The 13,023-nt window shown below is 74.8% G+C and carries 12 protein-coding genes and 3 pseudogenes; 8 read left to right on the plus strand and 7 right to left on the minus strand.

Going from position 1 to position 13,023, the window contains the following annotated elements; genetic code table 11:
• Positions 1 to 247: 247 nt before the first annotated feature.
• The gene (locus tag JNW87_RS03750; protein ID WP_109805608.1) at positions 248 to 1,960 is read right to left on the minus strand and encodes a DUF6194 family protein; all 1,713 of its coding nucleotides are present in this window, start codon (positions 1,958 to 1,960) and stop codon (positions 248 to 250) included.
• A 145-nt stretch (positions 1,961 to 2,105) separates the two neighbouring features.
• On the opposite strand from JNW87_RS03750, the pseudogene JNW87_RS41305 reads away from it, so the two are divergent.
• From JNW87_RS41305 to JNW87_RS03760, 3 genes and pseudogenes are all read left to right on the plus strand, one after another.
• Positions 2,106 to 2,408: pseudogene (locus JNW87_RS41305) on the plus strand (MerR family DNA-binding transcriptional regulator); the annotation flags it as partial.
• Positions 2,409 to 2,631: 223 nt separating this feature from the next.
• Entirely contained in the window at positions 2,632 to 2,841 is a 210-nt protein-coding gene (locus JNW87_RS03755) for a hypothetical protein (protein ID WP_238453017.1), read from the plus strand.
• Between the two features lie 95 nt (positions 2,842 to 2,936).
• Positions 2,937 to 3,816, plus strand: a pseudogene (locus JNW87_RS03760) (bifunctional 5,10-methylenetetrahydrofolate dehydrogenase/5,10-methenyltetrahydrofolate cyclohydrolase).
• Positions 3,817 to 3,867: 51 nt separating this feature from the next.
• Here the strand turns inward: JNW87_RS03760 and JNW87_RS03765 are convergent.
• Positions 3,868 to 4,647 carry an endonuclease/exonuclease/phosphatase family protein gene (locus JNW87_RS03765; RefSeq protein ID WP_238453018.1) on the minus strand — a complete coding sequence of 260 codons (780 nt, stop codon included), beginning with the start codon at positions 4,645 to 4,647 and terminating at the stop codon, positions 3,868 to 3,870.
• A 238-nt stretch (positions 4,648 to 4,885) separates the two neighbouring features.
• On the opposite strand from JNW87_RS03765, the pseudogene JNW87_RS03770 reads away from it, so the two are divergent.
• Positions 4,886 to 5,636, plus strand: a pseudogene (locus tag JNW87_RS03770) (sulfite exporter TauE/SafE family protein).
• Between the two features lie 22 nt (positions 5,637 to 5,658).
• Here JNW87_RS03770 and JNW87_RS03775 read toward each other — a convergent pair.
• Positions 5,659 to 6,258: a malonic semialdehyde reductase gene (locus tag JNW87_RS03775; RefSeq protein ID WP_238453019.1), complete on the minus strand. Its 600-nt coding sequence runs from the start codon at positions 6,256 to 6,258 to the stop codon at positions 5,659 to 5,661.
• Between the two features lie 96 nt (positions 6,259 to 6,354).
• Between JNW87_RS03775 and JNW87_RS03780 the strand changes: the two genes are divergently transcribed.
• From JNW87_RS03780 to JNW87_RS03790, 3 genes are all read left to right on the plus strand, one after another.
• Positions 6,355 to 6,717, plus strand: a complete 363-nt coding sequence (locus JNW87_RS03780; protein ID WP_109805493.1) for a helix-turn-helix domain-containing protein — start codon at positions 6,355 to 6,357, stop codon at positions 6,715 to 6,717.
• A 24-nt stretch (positions 6,718 to 6,741) separates the two neighbouring features.
• The gene (locus JNW87_RS03785) at positions 6,742 to 7,515 is read left to right on the plus strand and encodes a GNAT family N-acetyltransferase (RefSeq protein WP_109805494.1); all 774 of its coding nucleotides are present in this window, start codon (positions 6,742 to 6,744) and stop codon (positions 7,513 to 7,515) included.
• A 200-nt stretch (positions 7,516 to 7,715) separates the two neighbouring features.
• Complete coding sequence (locus JNW87_RS03790) at positions 7,716 to 9,254, plus strand: VWA domain-containing protein (protein ID WP_161558003.1); 1,539 nt, start codon at positions 7,716 to 7,718, stop codon at positions 9,252 to 9,254.
• 50 nt (positions 9,255 to 9,304) lie between these two features.
• Here JNW87_RS03790 and def read toward each other — a convergent pair whose 3' ends face one another.
• From def to JNW87_RS03805, 3 genes are read right to left on the minus strand one after another with little or no spacing between them, the layout of a single operon-like run.
• Positions 9,305 to 9,814: a peptide deformylase gene (gene def / locus JNW87_RS03795; protein ID WP_109805496.1), complete on the minus strand. Its 510-nt coding sequence runs from the start codon at positions 9,812 to 9,814 to the stop codon at positions 9,305 to 9,307.
• Between the two features lie 50 nt (positions 9,815 to 9,864).
• On the minus strand, positions 9,865 to 10,632 hold the full coding sequence (locus JNW87_RS03800) for a TetR/AcrR family transcriptional regulator (RefSeq protein ID WP_109805517.1): 768 nt from the start codon (positions 10,630 to 10,632) through the stop codon (positions 9,865 to 9,867).
• A gap of 38 nt (positions 10,633 to 10,670) precedes the next feature.
• Positions 10,671 to 11,186, minus strand: a complete 516-nt coding sequence (locus JNW87_RS03805) for a MarR family winged helix-turn-helix transcriptional regulator (protein ID WP_109805497.1) — start codon at positions 11,184 to 11,186, stop codon at positions 10,671 to 10,673.
• 52 nt (positions 11,187 to 11,238) lie between these two features.
• On the opposite strand from JNW87_RS03805, the gene pip reads away from it, so the two are divergent.
• Positions 11,239 to 12,186 (plus strand): prolyl aminopeptidase, encoded by a 948-nt coding sequence (pip, locus tag JNW87_RS03810; RefSeq protein ID WP_109805498.1) that lies wholly within the window; start codon positions 11,239 to 11,241, stop codon positions 12,184 to 12,186.
• Between the two features lie 11 nt (positions 12,187 to 12,197).
• Here pip and JNW87_RS03815 read toward each other — a convergent pair.
• Positions 12,198 to 13,023: chorismate-binding protein (locus JNW87_RS03815; protein ID WP_238453020.1), on the minus strand; the 826-nt coding region annotated here is incomplete at its 5' end.

A 13,023-nucleotide genomic window follows, 5' to 3' on the forward strand; every position in this document is an offset into this window, starting at 1 on the left:
GGGGGTCGGGGTCTCACCGCGGCGGGCCGGCGTATCGACAAGGCCTTCCGGGAGCCGTTCGCTGTCGACGGTGAGCCGGTGTTGATCGGCGCGAGCACCGGCATGGTCTGCGGTGACCCGGACGAGGGCGGCGAGCGGACGTCGCAATGGACACGGCCAGGCAGGAGCGCCGCGAGGTTTCGGGGGCACGGACCAGCGTGGCGTGAGGCGCGCCAGGTCGGTCGTGCCCGCTGCTGGTGGCACGCGGTCAGCCGTGCGGACGGTGCCGCCGGTCGAGCGAACGACGGTGCCGCTGCAGTGCCCGCTGGTGGGCGTACGCGAGCAGCCGGTCGAACTCCGCTGCGCTGCGGACGCCGGGGTTGAGCACGCACGCCCAGCCGTGGGTGCCGTAGGCGGGGTGGGGAAGGATCTGGTCGAGGGTGGTGAAGTCGACCGACGAGTGGTGGTCGGCGCACTGGGCCGGCGGGTAGCCGAACCGGTGCTGGAACTCCTGGCGGCCGATGTCCAGGTTGACCCGGAAGACGCCCGGCCGGTCGAGCTGTGAGTCCTCGTCGAAGCCGGTGGTGTCGTGCGCGACGATCGTGGCGAAGGGTCGTCGGTGGTCGGGGCCGACGAAGAAGAACCGGTCGCCCCAGCTCGACGGCGGGGCGCCGGACGCCTCGTCGGCCCGTACGACGGTGACCTCGGGCAGGGCGAGGATGCGGTCGGCGATGTCGTCCTCGCTCGGGGCCGGCCGGGTCGCGTCGACGTGCAGCAGGGCGTCGCAGTGCTCGAGGGTCGCCTCGTCGAGCGGGAAGTATCCCTGTTCGGGGGTGATGTCGGTGCGGGTGCGCAGGGTGCCCGCCCGCTGCAGGGGTGCGGGGTCGACGAGGGCGGCGCGCCGGCCCAGGGCACCCTCGAACGTGTCGGCGGCCGGTTCCGCCAGGTTCAGGGCGGCGCTGGCGCCGAGGCTGCCGACGACGACCGCGTAGCGCCGGCCCAGCAGTGCCGACACGATGGCCCCGGCGCTGGACCACCGCAGGTCCATGTCGGCCAGTCGCCAGGTGCTGGGGTGCCGCTGCAGGTGGCGGTTGTGGGCGAAGACCAGTGTGGGCCCGCGGTCCTGTTCGCCGGTGCGGATGTCGAGCAGGTGCTGGGCCATCCAGGCGTCGCGGACGGCGAGCAGCCGGGAGGTGCGTGCGGCCGGGGTGGTCTTCTGGGCGGCCTGGGCGTGGTAGCGCAGCAGACCCAGCGCGGTGGTGGCGTGCACCCGGGTGCGGTGCCAGGCGGCGCGTGACGTTGCGGCCGTCAGCGCCGGGGCGTGGGCGTGCAGGGTGGTGAGCAGGTCGTCGGCGACGACGCGCAGCGCGGCGGCTTCGGGCGTGGCGCCGACGGACCGCTCCGGGTCCATGATCGCCGCCTGGTCGTGCCACCGTTCGTCGTCGCCGAGGAGGCTGTCGAGGTCGGCGCGGCCGTGCAGGAATGTGTCCGGCCCGAGGTGTTGGACCAGGTAGGTGTGCACGTGCTGCAGGTGGCGTCGGGGGCTGGGCGCGCCGGTCATCTCCAGTGGCGCGTCGAACCCGTGGAAGGACAGGCGTTCGGCCGGCGGGCGGCCGTCGTTGTACGCGCGCATCCAGGCCACGAGCTCGCGATTGGCGTCGAGCTGTCCGAAGCCGTGGCTGAAGCCGCGGGTCAGCACCGTCTCGAGGTCGGCGTCGCCGCCGTGGACGTACGCGTCGACGTGGAACGCGGCGACGCGGTCGGACTCGACGGCGACGGACCGGAAGCCGTGCGCGACCAGCGCTTCGAGGATGCGGTTGCGCAGGTGTGGGAAGGCCGGCTCGCCGTGGGTGGGCTCGCCGAGGGCCAGGAGCTGCGGCGGCGCGGGCAACGCCCGCAGCAGGGACGCGACCGCGGCGGCGTGGCCGGGTCCGGTCAGGTCGTACGACCAGCCGGCGGCAGGTACGGGAGAAGAAGCCATGACCTCTACCGTATCGTTGAACGTCCCGTTGAGACTTTTCCGCGATGCGACCCGGGGGCTGCATGTGAACCCTCAAGCCGCGGGGCAGGTCTGTCGGCCGGTGGATCTCGCCCGGGCGCACGGCTACCCGGTCGGCGCCGAGATCATGCGGGCGGCGGTCCGCGGTGAGGTCGACGCGGCCCTGCGCGCGGTCGACCGCAGTCACGCCCAGTTGCTGGCCGACCGGGAGACGCTCGATGCCGTCGAGACGACCGTCGGCGTGCTCACCGCGGCGCCCGCTTCCAGCCGGCCCGACCGGCCGCCGGCCGTCGGGGCCCTGGCCCACCGGCTCGGCGTGACCCCGTCGACCCTGCGCACGTGGGAACGGGCCGATGTGCTGACCCGGCACGTGACCCGCGCGTCGCGGCAACGCCGGTACGGCCGGGACGACGTCCGGGACGCCGAGCTGGCCCAGCTGCTGCGCCGCGGCGGCTACCGGCTGGCGCATCTGGCGACCGTCATGCGGCAGGTGCGGGCCGCCGACGGGACCTGGGCCGCTGGCGGAGTCGCTGGACGGGTGGCGGCGCCGGTTGGCCTCGCGGGGGCGCGCGATGCTGGTGGCCTGCGGCCGCCTCGCCGACTACCTCGAGGCGGCCGGAGGCTGACCGGTTCCGGCCGGTGGCAGGATCGCCGTGGCGACGTACGCCCGGTGCCACGCGGTCCTGGCGGCGGACGCGCCGGGCCGGGAGGTGGCGTTGCGGCCGGCGTTCGAGGCGGCGGTGGCGGATCTTCAGGTGGCGTCGGCGGCGCAGCGGGGGCGGCGGGCGGACGAGGTGGTGGCGTCGCTGTCGGGGTGGTGGGCGGTGGCGGGTGCGATCGGCGGGTGGGATGTGGCAGGCTGACCGCTGACGCGACTGGCGGCATCGGGGATGGCAGTAACCATCGGGGAGCTCGTCGCGGGGGTCGACCGCCTGGGCCTCCGCGGGCGAGGTGTGGCATGTCTTCTTCGGGTACGACGGCTCGGCTGTTGCCGGGTGGGCCGGTTGCGGAGCGGGTGCTGGCGGAGGTCGCCGAGGACGTGGCGGCGCTGCGCGCGGCGGGGGTGACGCCGGCGTTGGCGACGGTGCTGGTGGGTGACGACGACGCCAGTGCCGGGTACATCCGGATCAAGCAGCGGCAGGCGGCGGAGCTGGGGTTCGCCTCGCCGCACGTGCACCTGCCGGCCTCGAGCGCGCAGGCGGATCTGCATCGGGTGTTGGAGGACTTCAACGCGGACAAGGATGTGCACGGGGTGCTGGTGCAGTATCCGATCCCGGGGCAGCTGGACTACGACCGGGCGTTGCAGGTGCTGGATCCGGACAAGGACGTCGACGGGCTGCACCCGATGAACATGGGGCGGCTGGCGTTGGGCCTGCCGGGGCCGCTGCCGTGCACGCCGGCGGGCATCGAGGCGCTCCTGGCGTTCCATGGGGTGCCGGTGGCGGGCCGGGAGGTGGTGATCCTGGGTCGGGGCGCCACGCTGGGTCGGCCGTTGGCGATGCTGCTGGCGCAGAAGCGGCCGACGGCGAACGCGGCGGTGACGGTGGTGCACACCGGGGTGGCGGACTGGCCGCGCTACACGCGGCGGGCGGAGATCCTGATCGCGGCGGCGGGGGTGCCGGGCATCATCCAGCCGGAGCATGTGCGTCCGGGTGCGGTGGTGGTCGGCGGCGGGGTGCGCTACGAGGGCCGGCGGCTGCTGCCGGACGTGGACGAGTCGTGTGCCGAGGTGGCGGGGGCGATCACGCCGCGGGTCGGTGGGGTGGGGCCGACGACGGTGGCGGATGTTGTTCCGCAACGCGGTGCTGGCGGCGCGGCGGGCGGCCGGCTTGAGCTGAGGCCCCCCGGGGGGTCGCGCTGGCCGGCGGGGCGGGCGTTCGCCGCGCCGGTCAGCCGAGGTCGACGACGAGGGGCCGGTGGTCGGAGATGGCCGACAGCGGGGTGTCGACGGCGGTGACCGGCGGGAGCCGGTCCAGGCCCTGCCGGTCGGCGAGGACGTGGTCGAGCTGGACGCGGGGCTGCCCGGCGGGATAGGTGGGGCGGCGGCCGAGGGGCCGCCACCGGGACAGCAGCGCGGCGGGTCCGGCGGGGAGGTTGAGGTCGCCCAGCAGGATCCGCGGGGCGGGCAGGGCGCGCAGGGCGCGGACGACGCGGCGCAGTTGCAGGATGTTCCAGCCGGGCACGAAGGACAGGTGGGTGGCGGCGACGGTGAGCGGGCCGTGCGGGGCGTCCAGGACGGCGGCGAGGACGACGCGGGGTTCGTCGCGCAGCAGGACGAGCCCGCCGCCGGGGCCGGGGACGTAGATCGGGGATCGTACGGGGGCCGGTCGTAGCCGGGTCACCTGCCAGGAGCGCACGGGATAGCGGCTGACCAGGCCGATGCCGTAGCAGGGTTCGCCGTGGCCGTCGTCGTCGTGGTTCAGCGGGCGGAACTGTTCGCCGGGGGTGCCGACGACGGCGGCGGCGAAGCGGTGTTCGGGGGCGCCCAGGGCGCGGGCGGCGATGGCGGTGAGGTCCAGGTTGCCGCTGCGGGACTGGTCGCGGTCGACCTCCTGCAGGGCGAGGATGTCGGCGTCGAGGGCGGTGACGGCGGCGGTGAGCCGGTCGGGGTCGACGAGTCCGTCGGTGAGGGATCGCCCGTGCAGCAGGTTGAAGGTGGCCAGGCGCACGAGCACACCCTACGTCGCCGTGGCAGGGTTGCCGGGTGCTCAAGGCGTTGGTGTGTTCGGTGCTGGTGTTCGTGGCGGTGGCGTCGGTCGGTCTGTGGTTGCGGCGGCGGCGGGGCCGCTGAGCCCACCGCCCGGGCGGTGAGGCTGGCCACAGGTGGTCTCGCCGGTGCGCCGGGGGTGGGCAGAATTGCCGCCCGTGGACCCCTTGTCGCTGACCACCCTGCTGACCGCGGCCGCCATGGCGGGCTGGGTGGACGCGGTGGTCGGCGGGGGTGGGCTGTTGCTGCTGCCGGCGCTGCTGGTGGCCGCGCCGGGGGTGCCGGTGGCGACCGCGTTGGGCACGAACAAGCTGGCGGCGATCTTCGGCACGTCGACGGCTGCGGTGACGTACGCGCGGCGTACGAAGCTGGACTGGGCGGTGGCCGGGCCGTCGGCCGGGTTGGCGGTGCTGACGGCCGGGCTGGGCGCGGCCCTCGCGGGGGCGGTGCCGGCGGGGGCGTACCGGCCGGTGGTGCTGCTGGTGCTGGTGTCGGTGGCGGTGTTCGTGCTGGCGCGGCCGCGGGTTGGGGGTGGTGGCGCAGCCGGCGCGGCGTACCCCGCGGCGGGTGGTCGCGGCGGTGGCGGTCGCCGGCCTGGGCATCGCCCTGTACGACGGGTTGATCGGCCCGGGCACGGGCACGTTCCTGGTGCTGGCGTTCACCGCGCTGGTGGGGGCGGACTTCGTGCACGGCTCGGCGATGGCGAAGGTGGTCAACGCGGGCACGAACCTGGGCGCGCTGGTGGTGTTCGCGTGGACGGGGCACGTGTGGTGGCTGCTGGGCGCGGCGATGGCGGTGTGCAACGTCGCCGCGCGCGCTGGGCGCGCGGATGGCGTTGCGGCGCGGCGCCGGTTTCGTGCGGGTGGTGCTGCTGGTGGTGGTGCTGGCCCTGGTCGGGAAGCTGGGCTACGACCAGTGGCTGGCCAGCTGATCGGCCGGTGGGTCGCCTGACCGGCCGGCGGCGAGCGTCGGCTCAGGCGTGCCGGACGACGTCGTCGTAGTCGAGCCGGGGCAGCCGGGGGAACCAGGCGTCCGGGCCGGGCTTGCCGATGTTGACCACGAGCACGGACCTCCAGCCGTTGTCGGCGAAGAACTCCTTGTCGAGGCCGTCGGCGTCGAAGCCGCCCATCGGTCCGGCGGCCAGCCCGGCGGCCCGGACGGCGAGCAGCCAGTAGCCGATCTGCAGGGTGGCGTTGAACCGGGCCATCCGCTCGCGGGCCTGCACGTCGCCCGCGAGGGCGTCGCGCATCTGCGCGCGGATCGGGAAGACCCGCGGGATGAACTCGTGGAAGTCGGTGTCGGCGGCCAGCACGGCGACGACCGGTGCGGACGCGGTCTTGGCCCGGTTGCCCTCGTTCAGGTGGGTGAGCAGCCGTTCGCGGGGCTCACCGTCGCGGATGTAGAGCACCCGCAGCGGCTGGGTGTTCGCGGCGGTGGGCGGGTACTTGGCGAGTTCGAAGATGGCCCGCAGTTGCTCGTCGCTGACGGGTTCGTCGGTGAACGTGTTGGCGGTGCGGGCGTCGGTGAACAGCTGCGCCCGCGCCTCGGGGTGCAGGGTGATCAGGTCGGTCATCAGGGATCCTCGCTCTGATTGGGGTCCTCCTGCAACAGTAGCAGCTAGCTTTTTAGTAGTGCCGTGTCGTGTCGGCGCGGCCGGTATCCTCGGGGTATGACGGCCAGGCCGGAAGTCGGCGGCACAGCACGGGCGTGCGACGGGGGGATCGCCCGCGCCTTCGCGTTCCTCGGCAAGCGGTGGAACGGCGTGCTGCTGGCCACCCTGGCCAACGGACCGGCCGGCTTCGCCGAGCTGACCCGCGCACTGCCGGGGATCAGCGAATCGGTGCTCTCCGACCGCCTCGGCGAACTGGCCCGGGTGGGGCTGGTCTCCCGGACCGTGCGGGAGGGGCCCCCGCTGGGGGTCAGCTACCAGCTCACCGAGCGGGGCGCGGCGCTGGTGCCCGCCCTGGACGCCCTGGCGCGCTGGGCCCACGAGAACCTGCCCGTCGAACCGGCAGGCCGCCCCGGCTGCTGACCGGCACTGTGTGATCATCGGCGGATGCCGGTGCGCGCTGAACACGACCGGGCCGTCCTGGCCGACCTGCTGAGCCGGGACCCGGTGCTGCACGCGTATCAGTTGGGCGACCTGGACGACTTCTTCTGGCCGTACACCTCGTGGTTCCGCCGGGACGACCAGGTGGCGCTGCTCTACCACGGTGTCGCGCTGCCGACGCTGCTGGCGTTCGCGTCCCCGCGGCGGACCGCGGAGCTGGCGGAGCTGCTCACCGACCTCGCGCCGCTGCTGCCGGCCCGGCTGTGGGCGCACCTGTCCCCCGGCCTGGACACGACGCTGGCGCGGTGGTTCCGGGTCGCCGACGCCGCGACGCACCACCGGATGGCGTTGACCGACCCGGCGCGGCTGGCCCGGGTCACGCCCGCCGGCGAGGTGCTCGGCCCGGCCGACCTGCCCGAGCTGCTCGACCTCTACGCCACCGCCTACCCGGGCAACTGGTTCGACCCGCGGATGCTCGACACCGGCCAGTACGTCGGGGTCCGCGCCGCCGGTGAGCTGGTCGCCGTCGCCGGCGTGCACGTCTGGTCGCCGACGTTCCGGGTGGCCGCGCTGGGCAACGTCACCACCCACCCGGGGGCGCGGGGACGTGGACTGGCCGGCGCCGCCGTGGCCGCGCTGTGCGCCCGGCTGGCCGGCAGCGTCGACCACGTCACCCTCAACGTGCGGGCCGACAACCCGGCGGCGCTGCGGCTGTACGAGCGGCTGGGCTTCACCCGCGTCGCCGACTTCGTGGAGTGCGGCCTGCACCACCGCGGGTGATGGCGAAGGTCGTCCAGCCTGACACGTCCAGTCGCCACGCCGGGTCAACAACCCGACCCTGAGCTGGACTTATGTCGGACCCGCGGCGGCCCGTCGGACCCCTAGCGTTCCTGACAGAGGTCGCGCCCGTCAGGCGCGGCGGAGCTGAAGGAGTCGCGATGGGTTCGACAGCAGTATCCGGGGGGCGAAGAAAAAGGGCGGTGACCGTCGCCGCAGCGGTGACCGCGATGGTGACCGCGGTGGCCACACCGGCGTGGGCCGCGCCGGGCGTCGACCCGGCCACCGTGGACCGGGCCGCGAACCCGGCCACCACCATCGACATCGCCAAGGTCGTCTCGACTCCGCCGATCCCGCCGAAGCCCGACGTGGTGCTGCTGGTCGACACGACCGGCAGCATGGGCACGGCGATCGCCAACGTCCGGACCAACCTGCAGCAGGTGATCACCAACGTCCGCACCGCGCAGCCCAGCGCCGAGTTCGCGGTCGCGTCCTACCGGGACGAGGGCGACGGGGCGGAGCTGTTCCGGGTGCGGCAGAACCTGACCGGCGACGCGACCGCCCTGCAGAACGCGGTCGACGGACTGGCCGCCGGCGGGGGCGGTGACGTCCCGGAGGCCTGGGTGAACGCGCTGTTCCAGGTCTCCGACGGGGCGATCGCGTACCGCTCCGGCAGCAGCCGGCTGGTGGTGCTGGTCGGCGACGCCCCCAGCCACGACCCGAGCGCCGGGCACACCCTGGCCCAGGCCACCGCGGCGCTGCAGGCCGACGACGCCCGGGTGCTGGCGGTGAACGTCAGCGGAGGCGGCGGCGGGCTGGACGCCGACGGTCAGGCCACGGCGGTGGCCGGCGCGACCGGCGGACAGGTGGTCGGCAGCTCGCCGGACACGGTGACCGCGGCGATCCTGAGCGGGCTGCGCGACCTCGACGTGACCGTCACCCCGACGGTGACCTCGTGCGACCCAGGGCTGTCGGTGAGCTTCGACGCCGCGTCGCGGACCCAGCAGAGCGGCACCGACGTGCCGTTCGCCGAGACCATCACCGTGGCCGGCGACGCCACCCAGGGCGCCACCCTGCACTGCACGGTGGACTTCCTGCTCAACGGCCTGCCCGGCGGGCCGGCGTTCGTCGAGCAGATCACCGTGAAGGTCAACGACGTCACCCCGCCGACCGTGGTCGTCGACGACCGGACCGTCGAGGCGACCAGCCCGGCCGGGGCGGTCATCAACTACCCGGCCACGGCCACCGACAACGTCGACGGGCCGCTGACCCCGACCTGTGCGCCGCCGCCGGGCAGCACCTTCCCGCTGGGCGCCACCGCGGTCACCTGCACCGCCACCGACGCGGCCGGCAACACCGGCAGCGACACCGCGGTCATGCGCGTGGTCGACACCACCGCGCCGACCACCCTGTGCGTGCCGACGAACAACCCCAGCGGCGACAACACCCCCGGCTCGTACAACCCGGACGGGTTCTACCAGCTGCGCTCGACCGACATCGTCGACACGAAGGTGGACGTGTTCGTCGGTGACACCGCCGACCCGTCGGTGCGCTTCGGGCCGTTCCCGGCCGACACCAAGATCAAGCTGGTGCAGGCGCCCGGCGCGCAGTCCCGCGTCAAGGACGGCACCGGAGACATCGACTACAAGGTGACGCTGCGCGGCGACGCGGTGATCACGGGCGTGGACGACTTCGGGAACTCCTCGACCGCGACCTGCCTGGTGGCCCCGCCGCCGAAGTGACCCATCGCCAATGGCGGGGGTGGCCGGTCGTCGGCCACCCCCGCTGCGCGTCAGCGTCCCCGGCTGGGTGAGTCGAAGCGGCCGGCGCGGATCTCCCGCAGCGCCTTGCGGCGGGCGTCGCCGCGCAGCGTGTCGACGTAGAGGCGGCCGGCCAGGTGGTCGGTCTCGTGCTGCAGGGCGCGGGCGAGGAACCCGCTGCCGGCGATGGTCAGCGGCTCCCCGTGCTGGTCGAAGCCGTGCGCGGTGGCGTGCATCGCCCGCGGGGTCGGGAAGTACAGCCCGGGAATGGACAGGCAGCCCTCGTCGTCGTCCTGCCGCTCCTCGGACAGCTCCAGCGTCGGGTTGATCATGTGCCCGCGGTGGCCGTCGGCGTCGTAGACGAACACCTGAACGCTCACCCCGATCTGCGGGGCGGCCACGCCGGCCCGGCCGGGCGCGCCGAGCAGGGTGTCCATCAGGTCGGCGACCAGGGCGCGCAGGTCGGCGTCGAAGCTCGTCACCGGCTCGCACGGGGTGCGCAGCACGGGGTCGCCGATGATCCGGATGGGGCGCATAGTCATGCCCGGAAGGCTATCCGTCCGTTACGGCCGCCGACGCGCCCACCCGCCGCTCAGCCGGCGGCGCACCGGTCGCGGACGAGGACCTCGATGCCGTCGAGGATCCGCGCCAGGCCGAACTCGAAGGCCCGGCCCGGGTCGGCGGCGGCCTGGTACTCCTGCCCGGCGGCGGTGCCGACCCGCGCCGCGAGGGGGAACCGGCGCGGGTCCATCGCCTTCTCCAGGTACGGGGCGTGGGCGTGCCACCACTGTTGTTCGGTCATGCCGGTGCGCTGGGCGGCCTGGGCGGCCTCCACGGCGCCGCGTGCCGCGCCGTGGACGTAGCTGCCCACGAGGGTGACCACGGCGTCCATCTCCAGGTCGGTCAGGCCGATGCCGTCGACCGCGCGCAGCTCGTACTCGTATCTGGCGATGAGGTTCGGGCCCAGCGGGGGGCGGGTGGTGGCGACCTGGAGCAGCCACGGGTGGCGCAGGTACAGCGCCCAGGTCTCCCGGGCGATCTGCGCCAGGCGGCCCCGCCACCCGCCGGGGACGTCCTCGGGCCGGGCGGTCTCGCCGTAGACGGTGTCGAGCATGACGTCGAGCAGTTCGCCCTTGCCGGGCACGTGCGTGTAGAGCGACATGGTGCCGACGCCGAGCCGCTCGGCGACCCGGCGCATGGACAGCGCGGCCAGCCCTTCGGCGTCGGCGACCTCGATGGCGGCGCGGACGATCCGGTCGACGCTCAGGTCGCCGCCCTTGCGGCTGGTCTTCTCCCGGGTGCGCCAGAGCAGGGCGAGGCTGCGGGCGGGGTCCCCGGTGCCGCTGTACTCGGTGGTCACCACCGGACCCTACCGGCGGGTCAGCCGCCGGCAGGCCGTCACCCGGCGGTGTCCGGTCGGGCCGGGCTGCGCGGTCGGTCGGGGGCCAGGCCGGTGTCGGTGATCCGGTCGCGCAGCGGCCGGCGGCGCAGCGCGGCGAGGACCGCGTACAGCTCGTCGGCCAGGGGCACCGGCAGTTCGGCGTCGAGCTGCCGCATCGCGGTGGTGGTGGCGGCCCACTCCGCCTCGATCGCCGGCAGCAGCGCGTACGCCCGGTCGGTGAGGGTGACGATGCGTTGCCGGGCGTCCGCGCCGGGGCTGAGGGTGACCAGTCCGGCGCGGCTCATCTGGGCCACGCTCTGGCTGGCCGCCGAGTGGGTGACCCCGACCCGGGCGGCGAGGTCGCGGATGGCCAGGGGTCCGTCGGCGACCAGCACCCGCACCAGCGGTGAGAAGCGCGGCCGGTAGTCGGCCAGGCCCAGGTCGGCGTAGACCGCGGCGACGTCGCCGTCGAGCAGCTCCAGGACGTGGCGCAGCAGGGTGCCGAGCGCCTCGCGGTCGGGGGTTCCGGTCACGTCCGCTAATGTAACAGCGCTGTTGTATCTGGTCCGCGGGAGGGGAACCGGGATGTATCCACCGATCGAGCCGTACGCCCACGGGATGCTCGACGTCGGCGACGGCCAGCACGTGTACTGGGAGACCTGCGGCAACCCCGACGGCCGGGCCGCGCTGGAGGTGCACGGCGGGCCCGGCTCCGGCGCCACCCCCGCCTGGCGCCGGATGTTCGACCCGGCCGCCTACCGGATCGTCCTGTTCGACCAGCGCGGCTGCGGCCGCAGCACCCCGCACGCCGGCGATCCGGCCGCGGACCTGTCGGTCAACACGACCGGCCACCTGCTGGCCGACATCGAGCGGCTGCGCGTCCACCTCGGCATCGACCGTTGGCTGCTGCACGGCGCCTCCTGGGGCTCCTCGCTCGCCCTGGCGTACGCCCAGCGCCACCCCGAGCGGGTCACCGCGCTGGTGCTGTTCAGCGTGGTGGCCAACACCCGCCGGGAGATCGAGTGGGTCACCCGCGACATGGGCCGGATCTTCCCGCAGGAATGGGCCCGGTTCCGCGACGGGGTGCCCGAGGCCGACCGCGACGGCGACCTGTCGGCCGCGTACGCCCGGCTGCTCGCCGACCCGGACCCCGAGGTGCGCGACCGGGCGGCGCGCGACTGGTGCGCCTGGGAGGACGTGCACGTCTGTCTGGCCGGCGGCTACCGGCCCAGCCCCCGCTACGCCGACCCGGTGTTCCGGATGGGGTTCGCCCGGCTGGTCACCCACTACTTCAGCAACGGCGGGTTCATGCCCGACGGGTCGCTGCTGCGCGACGCCGGCAAGCTCGCCGGCATCCCGGGTGTGCTGGTGCAGGGCCGGCTCGACGTCAGCGGCCCGCCGGACATCGCCTGGCAGCTCAGCCGGGCCTGGCCCGACGCCCGGCTGGAGATCGTGGAGACCGGCGGGCACGGCACCGGCCACGGCATGACCGAGAAGGTGCTGGCCGCGCTGGACGAGTTCGCCCGGGCCTGACGGCGGGCCGCTCAGCCGGCGGCGAGCAGGGCGCGCACCGGGGCGGCCTTCGCCGCCGCCTCGGCGACCTCCGCCGCCGGGTCGCTGCCCCAGGTGATGCCGCCGCCGGCCCACACGTGCAGCCGGTCGGCGTCCGCCGCGGCGGTGCGGATGGTCAGGCCCAGGTCGATCCGGCCGGACCCCACCCAGCCGAACGCGCCCATGCTCGCCCCCCGGCCGACCGGCTCCAGGGCCGCGATCCGGTCCAGCGCGGCCAGCTTCGGCGCCCCGGTCACCGACCCGCCCGGGCAGACCGCCCGCAGCAGGTCCGCCAGGCCCAGCCCGTCGGCGGCCACCGCCGACACCGTCGACTCCGCCTGCCACAGGTCGCACCACCGCCGTACGGCGAACAGCTCATCCACCCGCACCGACCCGGTACGGGCCACCCGGGCCAGGTCGTTGCGCTCCAGGTCGACGATCATCACGTGCTCGGCGCGTTCCTTGGCCGAGGCGAGCAGCTCCCGCCGGCCTTCGGCGGTGGCCGGCCGGGTGCCCTTGATGGGCCGGGTCACCAGCCGTCCGCCGTCGACCTCGACCAGGGTCTCCGGGGAGGCGCAGCCGATCGCCCAGTCCAGGCCCGACAGCGTGCCGCCGTAGCGGGCGCCGGGCAGCGCGCCCAGGCGGGCAAGCGCGGGCAGCGGGTCGCCGGCGTACGGCGCGGCGGCGTGGCCGACCAGGTTGACCTGGTAGACGTCGCCCCGGCCGATGGCGGCGCGGACCACCTCGACGGCGTCGGCGTGCTGCGCCGGGGTCCAGCTCTCCCGCCACGGTCCCAGCCACCACCGCGGCGCCGGGTCC

The organism is Micromonospora sp. ATA51 (assembly GCF_016802855.1).
GTDB lineage: Bacteria > Actinomycetota > Actinomycetes > Mycobacteriales > Micromonosporaceae > Micromonospora > Micromonospora sicca.